Below are 18,399 nucleotides of genomic sequence, written 5' to 3' on the forward strand. Positions count from 1 at the left end.
ATTTGTATACGTTATGGAGGAGAAAAAACGAAAGATAAACGCTGATAAAAAAAATTGGTATGTATTATATACCGCCCCAAGAGCGGAAAAACAGGTGAGAGACCGGGTGGGTGCGCTCGGAATCGAATGCTGGCTTCCGCTCCATCGTGCACCCCGGGTTTGGTCTGACCGTGTCAAGATTGTGGAATTGCCGTTGTTTAGCTCTTATCTGTTTGTACGGTGTACCGATCCTGTGTTGAGAAATCTGACCCGGGTGTATGGCGTGGCTCGTATTGTCTATTACAATGGAAAACCGGCCGTTGTCCGCCAAAGAGAAATCAATGCTATCCAGGAATTTCTCGATCAGGCCGCCGAACATGCTTTATGCCCCGGCGAAGAAGTCGAAATCCTTTGCGGGGCCATGAAACATATTTCCGGTAAAGTGAAGAGGGTCAAAAAGAATCACCTCTTTCTTTACCTCGAACAATTGGGAGCTACCGTCTGTGTCAGGCTGGACGAGGTGGCGAGGGTAGACCGGTTGAAATGATTGTCAATTGTCAATTGCAAAAAGCAGTTGCCGATAGACATAATCCATATCGACATGCTTTCTGACCAAAGCCGCCAACTTATCGTATTGTTCTTCTTTGAATGCGGCATAGTCGAAGGGGGCAGAGGTGCACGGTTGTGCGTCTTTGCTCCCTTTGTCAAAACCTTCGGCCAGGTTGTCCAAAACCTCCGGGTTGTCCAGTATCCCGTGCATATAGCTGCCCCAACACATGTTGTCCACGTAATAGCCGTCCGTCCGTCCGTCATCGAGGATGCAGACCGGGCTTTCGGGCGCGTCGCCAAGCCGTGTTGTCCGGCCCATGTGTATCTCGTAGCCCCGGCAATGGCCATGGAGGGCGTTTTGCGCCCCGTTTTTCCATACGTCGTCCGTACGCCCAGTGGAGGGCAGGAATGTGAAGGAACTTTGGCAGGTTACTTTCTCCGGTTCGATGACCGTACATTGCGGCAACAGGCCCAGCCCGGGAACGGCGGGCAGGTTACCCTCGATAGCGTCCGGGTCTTCGATCCGTGCCCCCATCATCTGATACCCACCACAGATGCCGATGATCTTTTTCCCGTTTTTGCGGGCGCGTATAATTGCATCGGCTATGCCGTTTGCCCGCAAGCTTTGCAAGTCTGAAAGTGTGTTCTTGGATCCGGGGATCAGGATGATATCCGCTTTTTCTATCTCATCGATGTTGTTCGTGTAATAAGCATTGAAACGGGGGTCCATGTCCAAAACATCGAAGTCGGTGAAATTGGACATCCGCTTTAACAGGATGATCGCCACGTTGATCTTTCCGTCCCGGAAGGCATTGTGTTTCATATCGAGGGCAACCGAATCTTCTTCTTCGATCTTGATGTCGCGAAACCAAGGGATCACGCCTACGACCGGCACACCGGTCAAGTCCTCGATTATCTTCCGCCCCTCGTCAAAGAGAGAAGCATCTCCTCTGAATTTATTGATAATGATACCTTTGATCAACGCTCTTTCTTCCGGTTTCAGCAGAGCGATTGTCCCGTAGACAGACCCGAAGACACCGCCCCGGTCTATGTCGGCGACCAAAAAGGTGGCTGCTCCCACCTGCTTGGCCATTCGCATGTTGGTGATGTCGCGCTCACGCAGGTTCAGTTCGGAAATACTGCCGGCTCCTTCCAGCACGATCGGGCTATAGCGGCTTTCCAGACGGTGGAAGGCAGCGACCGCCTCTTCGAACAATTTCTCTTTTCGGTTCTGCATGCCGAAATAATCCCGTGCCGACATGTTTCCGACCGGCCGGCCGTTCAAGATGACCTGAGAGCTTTTGTCATTTGTTGGTTTCAGCAACACCGGATTCATATCCGTATGCGGAGCGATCCCACAAGCTTCGGCCTGTACCACCTGCGCACGCCCCATTTCTCCACCTTCGGGCGTGGAGTAGGAGTTGAGCGACATGTTTTGCGCCTTGAACGGAGCCGGACGATATCCGTCTTGTTTGAATATACGGCAGAAAGCCGTATTAATAACGCTTTTGCCTGCATCGGAACAAGTCCCGACAAACATGATCGGTTTCAGGTGTTTGTTCATTTATTTTGGATTTATGTAGATGACACAAAAATGCAGCACAAAGATAGAATGCAATTTGTCATTTCTGTCGAAAAAAAAGACTGTTTTGGGTAGATTTTAATGTTAAAAATTTTTTGCGGGCGATAGTATTTTCAATAATTATGGTACGGATGGAACAAAATTCATTGTTTTTTGACGAATAGAGGTAAAGAATATGGTTATAATTTTGTAATGACGCTTTTTTCAATAGTGATTTCATGGACAAATAAGTGATAATTCCAAAAAAAGAATAACTTTGTAGGCGTTTAATACTTACATGGGAACAACTTAAAAATAAATATAAAAATGGATACAAAGATTCAGGAACTGACCGACAAGATCTACAAGGAAGGAGTAGAGAAAGGCAACGAAGAAGCAGGGCGAATCATTGCCGATGCAAATGCTCAGAAACAGGCTATTTTGACTGAAGCAGAAGCAGAAGCGAAACGTATTGTGGCGCAGGCTGAAAAGCAAGCAGCCGAGTTGAAAAAGAATACGGAAGCCGAATTGAAGTTGTTTGCCACCCAAGCTGTAGAAGCGCTGAAGAGCGAAGTGGTAAATCTCATTACCGGGAAAATCACCTCCTCCAATGTGAAAGCGATCGTTTCTGATACTGCATTTATGCAGAAAATGGTTTTAGAAATGGCAAAGGAATGGGTGGTGAAGGAAGCTATCACGATCCAGACGGCCGATGCCGATGCACTCACCCGGTATTTCGAAGCCAATGCCAAAAGTCTCTTGGATGGCGGTGTGAAAATTGAAAAAGTGAGCGGTCATGATGCCTCTTTCGCGATCGTCCCGGCTGACGGTTCGTATAAAGTTAGTTTCGGAGAAGACGAGTTTGTCGCTTTCTTCAAAGAATTCCTTCGTCCCGGATTGGTAGAAATGCTGTTCTGATATGGGTAAGTATTATTGCTTAATCGCAGGACTCCCCAATATCGCGCTCGACGATAGTAAACTGACCTATTCCATCAGCGAATTCAGACAGGAATTGGACGGCATACTGACGAAAGCCGATAAGAAGCTGATCGATCTGTTCTTCCTCAAATTCGACAATAAGAACCTGATTGATCATCTCAAACAACCGGACCGTGATTCGGATCAGAGGGGATGTATAACGTACGAAGAGTTCGATGCCCTTTACAAAGCATTGAAGGAAGAAGAAAAAATTCCCAAGAATGACCGGATACCTCCTTATTTCAAGGCGTTTTTCAGAGCTTACCTTGACGCGCAAGGAAAAGAAAACAATTCCGAAATCCCGTGGGAAGACCGCTTGGCAGCCCTTTACTATGCGTATGCCATGAAAAATCCGAACAGGTTCGTTCGCGATTGGTTCGAGTTGAATTTGAATATCAACAATATGCTGACGGCTATCACCTGTCGCAAACACGGCTTCGATAAAGCCAGCTATATCGTCGGAGAGAATGAAGTCGCCCAGGCGCTTCGTACATCCAACGCCCGTGATTTCGGGTTGGGAGATACGGTGGACTATTTGCCCGATCTCGGGCGTATTGCCGAAGAAACGGATTTGATGGTTCGCGAGAAGAAAGTGGACCTCTTGAAGTGGAAATGGCTCGAAGAACATACATTCTTTAAACCTTTCGACATAGAGAGTGTATTCGCCTATCTGCTGAAACTGGAAATGATCGAACGTTGGGTGACACTGGATAAGGCGACCGGTGAAAAGACTTTCCGTGAGATCGTCGGAGCGATGAAGAAAGGCAGCGATAATGCCTTGGAAGAATTTAAAAGAAACAATAAAAAATGATATCCGGATTTATGGTTTCAGATTTATGATTTATGCGTCGATGCCAAATCATAAGTCATACATCATAAATCATAAATAAACAGATTATGGCTACGAAAGGAATTGTAAAAGGAATCGTTTCCAACCTTGTTACCGTAGAGGTGGATGGACCGGTTTCCCAAAATGAGATCTGTTACATTTCCGTAGGAGGCGTGAAGCTGATGGCGGAAGTTATTAAGGTAATAGGCAAGAATGCTTTTGTACAGGTATTTGAGAGTACTCGCGGTATGCGCGTGGGCGACGAAGCCGAGTTTGAAGGACATATGTTGGAGGTAACGTTGGGACCGGGAATGTTGTCGCGCAACTACGATGGTTTGCAGAACGACCTCGACAAGATGGAAGGTGTTTTCCTCAAACGCGGAGAATACACGTTCCCGTTGGACAATGATAAGTTGTGGGATTTCAAACCTCTTGCCAAAGTGGGCGACAAGGTGGCCGCCGGTGCCTGGTTGGGTGAAGTAGACGAAAACTTCCAGCCTCACAAGATCATGGTCCCCTTTACCTTCAAGGGAGAATATACGATCAAGAGCCTGAAAGAAGCAGGACAATATACAATCAATGAGGTGATAGCCGTCCTGACGGACGAAGCCGGCAAAGATGTGGAGGTGACGATGATACAACGCTGGCCGGTAAAACGCGCCATCACCTGCTACAAAGAGAAGCCGCGCCCTTATAAGTTGCTCGAAACGGGGGTCCGTACGATCGATACGGTGAACCCGATTGTGGAAGGTGGTACAGGGTTTATCCCCGGACCGTTCGGAACCGGAAAGACCGTGCTTCAGCACGCCATCTCCAAACAGGCAGAAGCCGATATCGTGATCATTGCCGCTTGTGGTGAACGTGCGAACGAGGTGGTGGAAATCTTTACCGAGTTCCCCGAACTGGTCGATCCGCATACGGGCCGTAAGTTGATGGAGCGTACCATCATTATCGCCAATACGTCGAACATGCCCGTGGCCGCCCGTGAAGCGTCTGTCTACACGGCCATGACAATCGCTGAGTATTACAGGAGTATGGGATTGAAGGTGCTTTTGATGGCTGACTCGACTTCCCGTTGGGCACAGGCCTTGCGTGAAATGTCCAACCGTTTGGAAGAACTTCCCGGACCGGACGCGTTTCCGATGGACTTGTCCGCAATCGTGGCCAACTTCTATGCACGTGCCGGATATGTACATTTGAATAATGGTGAAACGGGTTCCGTTACTTTCATCGGCACGGTATCGCCCGCCGGTGGTAACCTTAAAGAGCCTGTGACGGAAAATACGAAGAAGGTGGCTCGTTGCTTCTACGCATTGGAGCAGGAGCGTGCCGACCGTAAACGCTATCCGGCTGTGAACCCGATCGATAGTTACTCTAAATACCTTGAATATCCCGAATTTCAGGAATATATAGCAGAACATATCTCTCCGACATGGATCGACAAGGTGAACGAGATCAAAACACGAATGTTGCGCGGTAAGGAAATTTCCGAACAGATCAACATCCTTGGTGACGATGGTGTACCGGTGGAATATCACGTGATCTTCTGGAAATCGGAACTGATCGACTTCGTGATCCTGCAACAGGATGCGTTCGATGCGATCGATGCGGTAACCCCGCTCGCACGTCAGGAGTTCATGTTGGACAAGGTTGTGAAGATTTGCCATACCGAGTTCAAGTTCGGCTCCTTCCTCGATGTAATGGAATACTTCAAGAAGATGATCAACATATTCAAGCAAATGAACTATTCCGAATATGAGAGTGAACAGTTCAAGGCGTTTAACGCCCAGCTCGATGAACTGATCGCTAAGCAATTGACAATGGATAATTGACAATTTAGAAAGGGAAATATATACAAACATTTAATTGTTAATTGACAATTAAAAAACGAAGTTTTTTTATGAAGGCTTTTCAAAAAATATATACAAAGATTACCCAGATTACAAAAGCGACCTGTTCGCTGAAAGCAACGGGGGTTGGGTATGACGAGTTGGCCTCTGTTGACGGCAAACTGGCTCAGGTGGTAAAGATTATCGGCGATGAAGTGACCCTGCAGGTCTTTTCCGGTACGGAAGGTATCCGTACGAATGCTGAAGTCGTGTTCATGGGAAAGGCTCCTTCCTTGAAGGTGGGTGACCAGCTGGCCGGCCGTTTCTTCAACGCGTATGGTGATCCGATTGATGGCGGTCCTGTACCCGAAGGTAAAGATGTCGAAATTGGTGGTCCGTCCGTGAACCCCGTTCGCCGCCAGCAACCATCCGAACTGATCGCTACGGGTATTGCCGGTATCGACTTGAACAACACGCTGGTGACCGGGCAGAAGATCCCGTTCTTCGCTGACCCCGACCAGCCGTTCAACCAGGTAATGGCAATGGTAGCCTTGCGGGCTCAGTCCGATAAGATTATCCTGGGTGGCATGGGTATGACGAATGACGATTATCTCTTTTTTAAGAATACGTTTAGCAACGCCGGTGCACTGGATCGTATCGTCAGTTTCATCAATACGACGGAAGACCCCTCTGTAGAACGCATCCTGATCCCTGATATGGCCTTGTGTGCGGCCGAATATTTTGCTGTGCAAAAGAACGAAAAGGTGTTGGTGCTGCTCACCGACATGACCAACTATGCGGATGCTTTGGCAATAGTCTCCAACCGTATGGACCAGATTCCGTCGAAAGACTCCATGCCGGGTTCCTTGTATTCCGATTTGGCCAAGATTTACGAGAAAGCTGTTCAGTTCCCTGCCGGCGGTTCGATTACGATTATTGCCGTGACGACTCTGTCCGGTGGCGACATTACGCATGCCGTGCCTGACAATACGGGCTATATCACCGAAGGCCAGTTGTACCTCCGTAAGGATAGCGATGTCGGCAAGGTGATCGTCGACCCGTTCCGAAGCCTGTCCCGTCTGAAACAATTGGTGACCGGAAAGAAGACGCGCGAAGACCATCCGCAGGTGATGAACGCCGCCGTCCGTCTGTATGCCGATGCCGCCAATGCGAAGACGAAGATGGAGAACGGTTTCGACCTGACAGACTACGACAATCGTACATTGGCTTTCGCAAAAGACTATTCCGAAAAGCTATTGGCTATCGACGTCAATCTCGATACGACCGAAATGCTCGATGTGGCATGGGATTTGTTCGGCGAGTATTTTGAACCGGCCGAAGTGAATATCAAACAGGCGTTGGTCGACAAATATTGGAAAAAGAATTGACAATTTAAAAAGTATGGCAATAAAGTTTCAATATAATAAAACTTCCCTTCAGCAATTGGAAAAGCAACTGAAGATGCGTGAGCGTTCCCTGCCAACGATCAAGAGCAAGGAAAGCGCCTTGCGTATCGAAGTGAAGCGGACTAAAGACGAAGTGACGAAATTGGAACTTCAGCTTGAACAGGAAATACAGAGTTATGAAAACATGGTGGCTCTGTGGAACGAGTTCAATCCCGAACTGATTGCGGTACGGGATGTTTCTCTTTCCACCAAAAAAATAGCCGGCGTGGTGGTTCCTGTGTTGGACGAGATCCAATTCGAGATCGGTCGTTACAGCCTGTTCAATGCCCCGGCTTGGTTTGCCGACGGTATCGAGCTATTGAAGAAGTTGGCGCGTACCGGTATCGAAGCCGAGTTTTCGGGAATGAAGTTGGAGTTGTTGGAGCATGCGCGGAAGAAAACTACTCAGAAGGTGAACCTTTTTGAGAAGGTGCAGATTCCGGGGTATAAAGATGCGATCCGCAAAGTGAAACGATTTATGGAAGACGAGGAAAGCCTCTCCAAATCATCACAAAAGATCATGCGGGCTAATCAGGAAAAGCGTAAAGCGAAAGAAGAAAAAGAGGAGGCTGAAGTATGATAGTAAAGATGAGCAAATATGCCTTCATGGTATATCATAGAGAATATGATGCATTCCTCACGACTCTCCGCGAATTGGGTGTTGTGCATGTGAAGGAAACGAACTCGATTTTGGACAATGCGGAACTACAGGCTCTGCTGGCCGAACGAAAACAGGTGGGAACAGCAATCCGCTATTGTAAGAGCTTGAATTCGCAGGTGAAAGGAGCGACTCTCGCTCCGGCACGGGAACTGACGAAGGCCGAAGGGCTGAAACTGGTGGACAATCTGGAAGAAATGCAGGAGAAGAAGGCCCGGTTGCAAGCGGAAAAAGCTTTGTTGGAGAAGGATATCGCTTATATGGATATCTGGGGAGAGTTCAGTTATGCAAATATCAGACGGCTGGAAAAAGCGGGCTTCGACGTGACGTTCTTTAGTTGCCCGACTTCCAAATACGAACCCAAATGGGGAGAAGAGTACAACGCTTTTCTGGTCAATAATTTCCAGTCGGTCACCTATTTCGTGACGATCACCAAGGCGGGGACACCGATTGACATCGATGCTGAACGTCCGAAAATGCCCGACCGGAGTTTGGCGAAACTTCATCTCGCGAAAGAACAATTACTTGACAATATCAAGGACTTGAACAATCAGTTGAAGGAGTTTGCCGCCGGTCAGTACAATACATTGATTGAGTTGGAAAAGAATATCCAAAACGAATTCAATCTCTCTCATACGTTGGTACAAACAGACCGCGAGGCCGGTGATAAGTTGATGTTGCTGGAAGGATTTGTCCCTACAGAAGAAGCTCAGGCTATGGAGGCCGCCCTTGAAAAAGATGGCTATTATTTTCAGGAATTGGACATACAGGACGGAGACCGGGTTCCGATCAAACTGAAAAATAATAAGTTCAACCGGTTGTACGAACCGATCACCAAGATGTTTTCCTTGCCGAACTACACCGAGTTCGACCCGACGCCGTTCTTCGCCCCCTTCTTTATGCTCTTTTTCGGACTTTGTTTCGGAGATGGTGGCTATGGCTTGCTGGTGATCATTGCTTGCACGATTATGAAGCGCAAGGTGGGGGCTGATTTCAAACCCTATCTGAGCCTGTTCCAGTATCTCGGTCTGGCGGCGCTGATTGTCGGAATCTGTACAGGATCGTTTTTCGGTATCGCTCTGGTCGATGTACCGGCGTTTGCCTCCGTAAAGGATTACTTTGTGAATAGTGATAACCTGATGACGTTCTCGATTATCATCGGTTTGGTGCAGATCGTATTCGGAAAGGCGGTTGCCGCTTTGAAGATCATGTCGCAAAAAGGAACAAAATACGGTATTGCCCCGTTTGCCTGGGTCTTTATCATTATTGCTCTGTGTTGCACATTTGGCCTGCCGATGCTGAACGTACAATTGTCCGACACGGTGAAGAATGTATTCTTAGGTATTGCGGCAGCCGGTTTGCTGGTGGCTTTTCTCTACAATTCTCCGGGAAAGAACATCTTCCTGAATTTCGGTACAGGACTTTGGAATACTTATAATATGGCTTCGGGTCTGTTGGGAGATACGCTTTCTTACATCCGTCTGTTCGCAATCGGGCTGACCGGGGCGATTCTGGGGGGCGTGTTCAACTCGCTGGCCGTCGACATGACGGAAGGAATGAATGTTGTCCTGCGTGCGGTTTGCATGTTGCTGATCCTGCTGGTTGGCCACTCGATCAACATTGGTCTCTGTACGATCAGTTCGCTGGTTCACCCGTTGCGTCTTATTTTCGTGGAATATTATAAGAATGCGGAATTCGAAGGTGGCGGAAAAGAGTACAAGCCGTTCAAAAAAGTATAAATAACAAAAGGGAAACATTTCCCTCTCAAAGAAAAATCAAATAATAACAAAAGAATAAATTAAAAACAATTTTCATTATGGAACCAATTTTATTAGCTTATCTGGGTATTGCGTTGATGACAGGGCTGACTTTTATCGGCAGTAGTTATGGTGTAACAATCTGCGGTAACGCCGTTGTTGGAGCAATGAAGAAAAATCCCGATGCACTGGGTACTTACATCGCATTAAGTGCGTTGCCCTCTTCTCAAGGGTTGTATGGATTCGTAGGTTACTTCATGATGCAGAAATTCTTGGTTGATAGCATCACGATGTTGAATGCGACAGCCGTATTCGGAGCCGGTTTGGTACTGGGTTTTGCCGGTCTGTTCTCTGCTATCCGTCAGGCAGAAGTTTGTGCAAATGGTATAGCTGGTGTAGGAGCCGGTCACAATGTGTTCGGTGCTACTATGGTGATGGCCGTATTCCCCGAATTGTATGCAATCTTGGCTTTGCTGGTTGTTATCCTGATCGGTGGCACTCTTCCGGTATAATTTGAATAAGAACAACGAAAAAGGCGGCATATAATGTCAATATTTTATATGCAGCCTTTTTTATTTGTATATATAAAATAACGTCAGATGAAGAAACAATTACTATTAATGACGCTTTGTGTCGGGATGTTCTGCGGAACGGAGGCTCAAGGGCAGGATGCAGAGCGGTTATCCGGATACGTTCAGGCGGAACGTTTTACGAAAGAAAAACTGAACACAATGCTTTTTTCCACATCCGTCGATCCGCATTGGTTTCAGAAAGGCAATAGCTTCTGGTACGAATATAAGACCGGTAACGGCAAAGCCTGGTATGTCGTCGACCCGGTGGCAAAGACGAAGCGTCCGCTTTTCGACCTGGACGATATTGCTGCACAGATAACCGAGATCGTCAAAGACCCGTTTACCGCCCAGCAGCTACCCATCCAGAAACTCGAAGCAGGGGAGGACGGACGTACTTTCACTTTCCAGATCACCTCTTCGCAAGATGCCAAAAAGGACACGACCGACAAGGACAAAGGCCCGAAGAAAGAGATATTCTTTTTCTCCTACGACTATCCCACGCGTAAATTGACCTGGCTCGAGGACAAGAAGAAAGAAACGAAATATCCGGACTGGGCCTCGTTTTCGCCCGACGGCAAAACGGTCGTGTATGCAAAAGACCTGAACCTCTACCGGATGTCTCGCGAGGACTACGAGAAATTGAAGAAAGACGATAAGGATAGCACGGTTACAGACATACAACTCACTACTTTCGGTGTGAAAGACTTCGGATTCGGCCAACCTTATAGCTTGCTGAACACCGACACGCTTTGCAACGGCAAGAGGAAAGGTGTTTGGGGGATCGTCTGGTCGCCTGATTCCCGTTATTTTGCCGTGACGGTTGAAGACGAGCGTGCCGTGAAAGACCTTTGGGTGATCAACTCTATGGCTTCGCCCCGTCCGACACTGGAAACCTATAAGTACCAGATGCCCGGTGAGAAGGAAGCCCCCGTCGAACACCTGTTCTTGTTCGATATGAACGACAACAGCTACAAGGAAATCCGCACGTCGGCATTCAAAGACCAGACGTTGCGCTTGGCACGTCGGCCGTGGGAACAGAAAGACCGTGACCGGAAGGAGGTGGCGAATGTCTGGCTGGGCGACAATGACCGTTTCTTCGTCACCCGTTCGAGCCGCGATCTGCACCGCATCGATATCTGTTCGTATACGGTCGGCCAGGATTCGATCCGTCCGATTATCGAAGAACGTATGAACACATATCAGGAAGTCCGTCCATTGGCTACCATCGGTAATGGCAAGGAACTGATCCAGTGGAGCGAACGCGACGGCTGGGCGCACCTCTATCTCTATGATGGCGAGGGTAACCTGAAGAATCGTATCACACGTGGTCCTTGGCATGTGGATCAGATCGTGAAGGTGGACGAAGCCAAACGTGTCGTTTACTTCTTGGCTAACGGGAAAGATAAAGATGAAAATCCCTACTACGAACACCTGTATCGTGTGGGCCTCGATGGAAACGGTTTGCAACAGGTCACTCCGGGCGACTATTTCCACACGGTCAGCATGGATGACAACGCGGCCTTCGTGGTCAACAACTATTCGCGCGTGAACACTATCCCACGTACGGATTTGATGGATAGCAACGGCCGGAAGCTGATGACGCTCGAAGAGAGCGACTTTTCAGGGTTGCTGGCTGCCGGTTACCAGTTTCCCGAACCTTTTAAGGTGAAGGCGGCAGATGGCGTGACCGACCTCTACGGTGTGATGTATAAACCCTTCAATTTCGATTCGACGGCCCTGTATCCGATCATCGATTATGTCTATCCGGGGCCGCAGGTCGAAGCTACCGTTTATCCGTTCAGCCGTATGAGTGTACGTACGGACCGTCTGGCACAGGCAGGCTTCATTGTGATCACGGTCGGAAACCGGGGCGGACATCCGAGCCGTTCAAAATGGTATCATAACTTCGGCTATGGTAATTTGCGCGATTATGGATTGGCGGATCAGAAGGCGGCTATCGAACAATTGGCCAACCGCTATTCATTCATCGATATCAACCGTGTCGGTATTCATGGCCATTCGGGTGGCGGATTCATGTCTACGGCAGCTATTCTGCAATATCCGGATTTCTTCAAGGTTGCCGTTTCGTGTGCCGGAAACCATGACAACCGCATTTATAACCGTTGGTGGAGTGAAACGCATCATGGCGTGAAGGAAGTGGTCAGCGAAAAGGGGGATACGACTTTCGTCTATAACATCAAGACGAACGAGGAGATCGCAAACAGGCTGAAAGGACATCTGATGCTTGTACATGGCGATATCGACAACAATGTTCATCCGGGCAATACGCTCCGTGTGGTAGACGCCTTGATCCGTGCAGGCAAACGCTTCGATATGTTGCTTTTACCGCAACAACGCCACGGTTTCGGCGACATGGACGAATATTTCTATTGGCGTATGGTCGACTATTTCTCCCGCAATCTGCTGGGCGAACAAGAAATATCGGTAGATATCCCGAAACGATAAAACAAAAAGGCGGTGTGTCAAAACACCGCCTTTTTGTTTTATTTCCCAGTATTCAATTTATGAATCAGGATTTCACTGGCCTTGAATTTTACTGATGTGCGGGCGCGTATCTTACATTCTTCGCCTGTACGAAGGTTACGCCCCGGGCGCTCTGTCTGATAATGAGGAACCAATTTGCCAAAATAATGAATGCTCACACCTTCTCCCTTTGCGAGTTTTTCAGTAATCAGTTCGATATATGAATTCAGAAATTTCTTTGCGGCAACGTCCGTACATTCCATCCGTTGTGCCAATTCCTTAATTAGTGCTCTTTTTGTAGTCATATAATAGTTGTTTTATCGTTATTGTTTTTCTTTCCGAACCCTGTCCCTGGGCGGATTTGTCTAAGATGAAAAGCGCGGGACTGTTGTCTTTAATACTATCGCTAATCCTGATTAGCGATAAACATAGCCCACGCTTTACAGATACGATAAAACGTTTGGAACTGATTGTTTCGCTACTTTCCCGGATGGCTTGAAATTGTCTAGATTTCTACTTAGGGATAATACTAAAACGCTTATAAGTGGAAAAAATATTGTCTTGTTAATTCATAGGCCCCTTTGTTAAATTGCCCGGTAGTCCTCCGAAGTCAGGCGTATTATAAAATGAAAAAGCGTGAGGACTGTTGTTCGGACTTAAGTAGAGGTTCTAGACAACCCGCCATGCAGTACTATACAACAGTTTGCTCACGCCCTTATGCTATATACGTAGGTATATAATCAAAACATGAGCATTTTTGTTTATGACCCTTCTATGGCTTGAAATTGTCTAGATTTCTACTTAAGGATAAACCAAAACGCTTTTTATATAAATCATAGATAATGTTTCCTTGACGCTTCAAGGTTCAATTACCACCACAAAGATAGGAAACATCTATGAAAAACCCGATTCATTTCATTAAAAAAGCTCTTATTTATTCACAGGTTTTGAGAATTTAATAAGGGCGTGAATTTATAATTTCCAATTCCCTATAGCAATAATAATGTCTAGATTCCTACTCCGATGAATTGGCTTTTTATCTCCATACCTGACCGCCTTTTCAATGAGATGTTCGGGATTTGTGACTGAAAGATACGATTTTGCATTCAAAAATCAAGTGACGTTTTAATTTGTTTACGACTCCGAAAGCCGATGGAAAGTTTGTGACAATCCGTATCTGGACTTTAAAAGTTTCGCGGACAAGGAGAGGGGTGTGGCGGAGGAGTGGCAGGTAAAAAAGGAAACAAGATGGAAACGGAAAGTCTTTCTTCGTAAAAATTTTACTTGATTATTATGGAGAATTACGATTTTATTTTTGGCACTATCGGATTTGCAACTGGCTGGAACGGTGGTCTCCTCTGAGGTTGTTCCTGAGATGGATGAAGGCATGGGAGAGAGGTAAACAATGTGGAAAAGGAAGAATGGATATGGCTTATTAAAAAATGTTATCAATGGATATTTTAATAATTCTTATCATGAAACGATTGGTGTTTGTCGGGTTGTTCATATCGGATTGTTGGGTTTGGTTAGGACAGGGAAATACCTGTGTTCCTATCGACTCACTAAGAAAAGTAGTTTATAAACTAATTTAAATAGTTTGCAAACTAAATATTTTAGTTATATTTGCTCCGAATAAATAAAATATCATGAAACGACTGACCGCAAGAGAAGAAGAAATCATGGGTTATTTCTGGACGAAAGGCCCTTTGTTCGTCAAGCAACTGCTCGAATTTTATGACGAACCAAAGCCGCATTTCAATACCCTTTCCACAATTGTACGCGGATTGGAGGAGAAAGGTTTTTTGGCACATAACACGTTTGGTAACACCTACCAATACTATGCCACCGTGACGGAAGCAGACTATAGCCGAGGCACGTTGAAGAATGTCATTGCCAAGTATTTCAACAACTCCTATCTTGGTGTTATCTCTTCATTGGTGAAGGAAGAGGAAATATCTGTGGAGGAACTGAAGGAACTGATAGAATCAATTGACAAAGGACAATTGACAATTGATAATTAAGAGAGTGAAGGATTTTTATTATTAATCTTTAATTCTTTCAACGTGGGAACATTTTTAGTCTTCATAATGAAATCTACCTGTTGCCTGGCGGTGTTCTACCTGTTCTATCGCCTGCTTTTGAGTCGGGATACGTTCCACCGTTTCAACCGGATGGCGCTTCTCGGCGTGATAGCTTTTTCTATGGCGGTTCCTTTTATGCGGTTTGCAACGGATGAACCGGCCATCGTGCAGCCTACGGTGTCGGATATCGGGCGGTTATTGCAAATGGCTGGGACTCCCGTGGAGGTAGAGAGTGGCCTTTCGTTTTGGTTAGTGGCTCTGTTTGTGGTCTATGCCAGCGGATGCCTCTTTTTTACGGGGCGGTTCCTCTATTCTGTTTGGCTGATTGTCCATCTGATTCGCTCGGGCGAGATGACCATGCTGGAGGATGGAACGCGGCTTGTCGTGACCGACCGGACGATCCCGCCTTTCAGCTGGATGAAATATATTGTCATTTCCCACATTGACATGGAAGAGAGCGGGGCTGAAATCTTGGCACACGAACATGCACATATCAGGGCTTACCATTCGTTGGATATGTGGCTTGCCGGATGTTGTGTTGTCCTGCATTGGTTCAATCCCGCCGCCTGGTTGCTAAAACAAGAGTTGCAGAACGTGCACGAATATGAGGCGGACGAGTGTGTGATTGCGCATGGTGTGGATGCAAAGCATTATCAATTATTATTAATAAAGAAAGCGGTCGGTGTACAACGTTTCACCTCTATGGCCAATAATTTCAACCATAGTAAACTTAAAAAACGAATTGCCATGATGTTAAAACAAAAATCAAATCCCTGGGCTCGCCTGAAGTACCTCTATGTGCTTCCGCTTGCAACCGTTGCCGTTGTTGCTTTTGCCCGCCCTGAGGTATCCGTACGGTTAGATGAAATTTCAGAAATCAACCTCTCCGATTTTTATTCCCGGTCCCAGAGCGAAGTGGAAGAAGAGGTAATTCGGCAACCGGATACAATCCCCTCGCAACAAATAACGGAGGAACAGGAAAAGCCACTCTATGTGTTGGACGGAATGGAAATGCCTGATTTGGACTTGAAACAACTCGACCCTGCTTTGATCGGTAGCATAACGGTCCTGAAAGAGGAAGGAGCAACCAGTGTCTACGGGAAGAAGGGGAAACACGGCGTGTTGCTCATCACAACGAAGCGGAGGGACAAGCTATTGGACAAACCGCGTGATACAGCAGGAAACAGGCTTTTCCTGCCACTTCCGGGGACGGATATCAAACTTCGACCTGCTCCCCGTATCGGAGGCCTTGCTCCCACGTTGGATCCTGTTGTTATCGTCGATGGGAAGGAGATGCCGTATAGTGAGTTCGAAAAGATCGAGACGGAAAGGATCCGTTCGATGAACATCCTGAATCAGGAATTGGCACTTCGGAAATACGGGAAAAAGTTTAAGGATAGAAGCGTGATGGAAATAGAGTTGAAAAGAAAAGATATATGAAGATGAAAAAAAGTTTATTACCGGTCGTCGTGGTGACTTGCCTGGCCTTTTGCGCTTGTGGCGGAGGCGAGGCTGAAAAAGCAAAAATCGAAGTGATCCCTTTGGGAGCGGCTTTTGACAATCAGACGGAGTTGAAGACTTCCGATTGTTTTAAGAAAATACGTTATGTTGCATTGGAAACGACCGATAGTTGCCAGGTCGGACAGGGGGCATATGCTACCGTTCTGAATGATTGGATTGTGGTGACATCCGGACGGAACCGTTGCCAGTTGTTCGATAAGAAGACAGGCCGTTTTATCCGTTCGATAGGGCATGTGGGCGAAGATCCCGAAGGCTATTCGAATGTTCACGGAGGATGGCAGAACCCGTATACCGACAAATTGAGTTTTCCCGGATGGAAAAATAAAATCGTTGTTTATGGGGCGGACGGTAAATTCGATCAGATCTGGACTCCTCCGATTCCTGCCGGACAATTCCCGGCAACAGCGGCGTTCGATTACTTGGACGCGGATATTATCGCCGGCTATTATTCTGCTACCGATAGCCTGCCGGCCCGTATCGCTTTGTTTCGTGGAGAAGAGGTTGTCCGTGTAGAATCATTGCTGACGGAGCAAGAGGGAGACGGGGCGATCACTCCGAACGACATCGCTTCCATCTCGGTTTTGAGAGATGGCGGAGACGGTATGATGATCATAAAATATAAAGACGATAAGTCTGCCGTTTATCCGCTTGGTAACAGCTGTTTCTGGCATGCGGACAAAGATCTCTATTTTCGCAAGTCTTACAACGATACGATCTATCGGGTGTCGGCCGTGAAGGAGTTGCAACCTGCGCGTGTATTGGATTTGGGGGTTCATGGATGGACTTATAACGAACGTTTCGAAGATAAGAAAGACGCTATCTATCCAACAAAGTTCATGGAAAACAAAGAGGTGGTCCTTTTCCGTTTTATGACAAATGTCTATAACGACAAGCAGAAGACCTATAATGCTCTTTACCGGAAAGCGGACGGAACCGTCAAAGTCTGTCCTTTCGATGATAAAATAACCGACGATACGAATGGCTTCCTTCCCTTGCAGCCCGTCTCTGTTTCTGCTTCCGGCGAATTTGCCGCCATTCTCCCTTCGGAAGAGGTCGTAACCTGGTTCGAAGATAACGCCGGTAAAACGGATATCCCCGCCGAAGTAGCCGCCTTGAAGAAAGTCGGTGAGGAAGATAATCCGGTAGTGGTAATCATGGAATAATAAATGTAGTATTATGGAAAACTTTAAAGTCGGAATTATTGGAGCCGGGCATATCGCCCGCAAAATGGCGCATACGTTGCGCGATATGGAAGGGGTTGAACCGTATGCGGTCGCTTCTCGTAATTTGGAAAATGCCGAAGGCTTTGCCCGTGAATGGGGTTTTACACGGGCTTACGGATCATACGAGGAATTGGCGGATGATCCCGAAGTGCAGTTGATTTATATCGCCACTCCTCATTCACATCATTTTGAACAAGCACGGATGTGCCTCGAAAAAGGTAAGCCTGTCCTATGTGAAAAAGCATTCACCGCCAATGCGGAGCAAGCGGAAGCGTTGATACGCTTGTCCAAAGAGAAAAAGGTTTTCTTGACTGAAGCAATCTGGACACGTTATATGCCTTTCTCCAGGACGATCCGTGAACTGGTCGACGGCGGTACGATCGGGCGTGTGATGATGCTGACGGCCAATATCGGCTATCCGATTGCCGAAAAGGAGCGCATCGCCAAACCGGAACTTTGTGGCGGTGCTTTGCTGGATATCGGCGTTTATCCGATCAACTTTGCAAGGATGCTTTTCGGCTCGGAGATTACGGGTATCACTTCTGCTTGCGTGAAAGGTGAGACTGGAGTGGATTTGCAGAGCAGCATTACTTTTGTGTATCGGAACCACCGGATGGCCGTTTTGCAAATGACCGCTTTTTGTGCGAACGACAGGCAGGGAGTTATTTCGGGAGATAAGGGATATATAATCGTCGACAATATCAACAACCCACAACAGGCAATCGTCTATTCGACGAGCCACGAGGAAGTGGCTCGCTACACCTGCCCGCCGCAGATAACGGGGTTCGAGTATCAGGTGCAAGCCTCTATCGACGCGATCCGCGAGGGAAAGATCGAAACGCCTTATATGCCGCATATGGAAACTTTGCATGTCATGCAGATGTTGGATGACCTTCGGTCTGAATGGGGCGTGCGGTTTCCGATGGATTGAAC

The 18,399-nt window shown here is 47.2% G+C and carries 15 protein-coding genes; 13 read left to right on the forward strand and 2 right to left on the reverse strand.

The window, feature by feature from the left end; all coding sequences use genetic code 11:
- Positions 1–13 precede the first annotated feature (13 nt).
- Positions 14–526 carry a UpxY family transcription antiterminator gene (locus BQ9893_RS01445; protein ID WP_075964409.1) on the forward strand — a complete coding sequence of 171 codons (513 nt, stop codon included), beginning with the start codon at positions 14–16 and terminating at the stop codon, positions 524–526.
- Between the two features lie 3 nt (positions 527–529).
- Here the strand turns inward: BQ9893_RS01445 and BQ9893_RS01450 are convergent, their stop codons facing one another.
- Positions 530–2,092, reverse strand: a complete 1,563-nt coding sequence (locus tag BQ9893_RS01450; protein WP_075964410.1) for a cobyric acid synthase — start codon at positions 2,090–2,092, stop codon at positions 530–532.
- A 324-nt stretch (positions 2,093–2,416) separates the two neighbouring features.
- Between BQ9893_RS01450 and BQ9893_RS01455 the strand changes: the two genes are divergently transcribed.
- The 8 genes from BQ9893_RS01455 (at position 2,417) to BQ9893_RS01490 (ending at position 12,623) form a co-directional block, all read left to right on the forward strand.
- A complete protein-coding gene (locus BQ9893_RS01455; protein ID WP_075964411.1) occupies positions 2,417–3,007 on the forward strand; it encodes a host-nuclease inhibitor Gam family protein in 591 nt (196 codons plus the stop codon).
- Position 3,008: 1 nt separating this feature from the next.
- Positions 3,009–3,878: a DUF2764 domain-containing protein gene (locus BQ9893_RS01460; RefSeq protein ID WP_075964412.1), complete on the forward strand. Its 870-nt coding sequence runs from the start codon at positions 3,009–3,011 to the stop codon at positions 3,876–3,878.
- Positions 3,879–3,964: 86 nt separating this feature from the next.
- Positions 3,965–5,728: a V-type ATP synthase subunit A gene (locus BQ9893_RS01465; protein WP_075964413.1), complete on the forward strand. Its 1,764-nt coding sequence runs from the start codon at positions 3,965–3,967 to the stop codon at positions 5,726–5,728.
- Between the two features lie 68 nt (positions 5,729–5,796).
- A complete protein-coding gene (locus BQ9893_RS01470) occupies positions 5,797–7,113 on the forward strand; it encodes a V-type ATP synthase subunit B (RefSeq protein WP_075964414.1) in 1,317 nt (438 codons plus the stop codon).
- Positions 7,114–7,126: 13 nt separating this feature from the next.
- Entirely contained in the window at positions 7,127–7,750 is a 624-nt protein-coding gene (locus tag BQ9893_RS01475) for a V-type ATP synthase subunit D (RefSeq protein ID WP_075964415.1), read from the forward strand.
- On the forward strand, positions 7,747–9,567 hold the full coding sequence (locus BQ9893_RS01480; RefSeq protein WP_075964416.1) for a V-type ATP synthase subunit I: 1,821 nt from the start codon (positions 7,747–7,749) through the stop codon (positions 9,565–9,567). The genes BQ9893_RS01475 and BQ9893_RS01480 overlap by 4 nt, the downstream gene beginning before the upstream one ends.
- 77 nt (positions 9,568–9,644) lie before the next feature.
- Positions 9,645–10,097 (forward strand): hypothetical protein, encoded by a 453-nt coding sequence (locus BQ9893_RS01485; protein ID WP_008148532.1) that lies wholly within the window; start codon positions 9,645–9,647, stop codon positions 10,095–10,097.
- Between the two features lie 87 nt (positions 10,098–10,184).
- Positions 10,185–12,623, forward strand: a complete 2,439-nt coding sequence (locus tag BQ9893_RS01490) for a S9 family peptidase (protein ID WP_075964417.1) — start codon at positions 10,185–10,187, stop codon at positions 12,621–12,623.
- A 38-nt stretch (positions 12,624–12,661) separates the two neighbouring features.
- On the opposite strand, the gene BQ9893_RS01495 is transcribed toward BQ9893_RS01490, so the two are convergent.
- Positions 12,662–12,946, reverse strand: coding sequence for an HU family DNA-binding protein (locus BQ9893_RS01495; protein WP_075964418.1), 285 nt, complete (start codon positions 12,944–12,946; stop codon positions 12,662–12,664).
- 1,341 nt (positions 12,947–14,287) lie between these two features.
- On the opposite strand from BQ9893_RS01495, the gene BQ9893_RS01500 reads away from it, so the two are divergent.
- From BQ9893_RS01500 to BQ9893_RS01520, 4 genes are read left to right on the forward strand one after another with little or no spacing between them, the layout of a single operon-like run.
- The gene (locus BQ9893_RS01500; protein ID WP_075964419.1) at positions 14,288–14,662 is read left to right on the forward strand and encodes a BlaI/MecI/CopY family transcriptional regulator; all 375 of its coding nucleotides are present in this window, start codon (positions 14,288–14,290) and stop codon (positions 14,660–14,662) included.
- A gap of 42 nt (positions 14,663–14,704) precedes the next feature.
- Positions 14,705–16,162, forward strand: coding sequence for a M56 family metallopeptidase (locus tag BQ9893_RS01505; RefSeq protein ID WP_244155029.1), 1,458 nt, complete (start codon positions 14,705–14,707; stop codon positions 16,160–16,162).
- Complete coding sequence (locus tag BQ9893_RS01515; RefSeq protein WP_244155030.1) at positions 16,159–17,406, forward strand: 6-bladed beta-propeller; 1,248 nt, start codon at positions 16,159–16,161, stop codon at positions 17,404–17,406. The genes BQ9893_RS01505 and BQ9893_RS01515 overlap by 4 nt, the downstream gene beginning before the upstream one ends.
- A gap of 13 nt (positions 17,407–17,419) precedes the next feature.
- Positions 17,420–18,397 (forward strand): Gfo/Idh/MocA family protein, encoded by a 978-nt coding sequence (locus tag BQ9893_RS01520; protein ID WP_075964420.1) that lies wholly within the window; start codon positions 17,420–17,422, stop codon positions 18,395–18,397.
- The last annotated feature ends 2 nt before the right edge of the window (positions 18,398–18,399 follow it).

Origin of the sequence: Parabacteroides massiliensis (genome assembly GCF_900155425.1) — a bacterium.
Classification (GTDB): Bacteria; Bacteroidota; Bacteroidia; order Bacteroidales; family Tannerellaceae; genus Parabacteroides; species Parabacteroides massiliensis.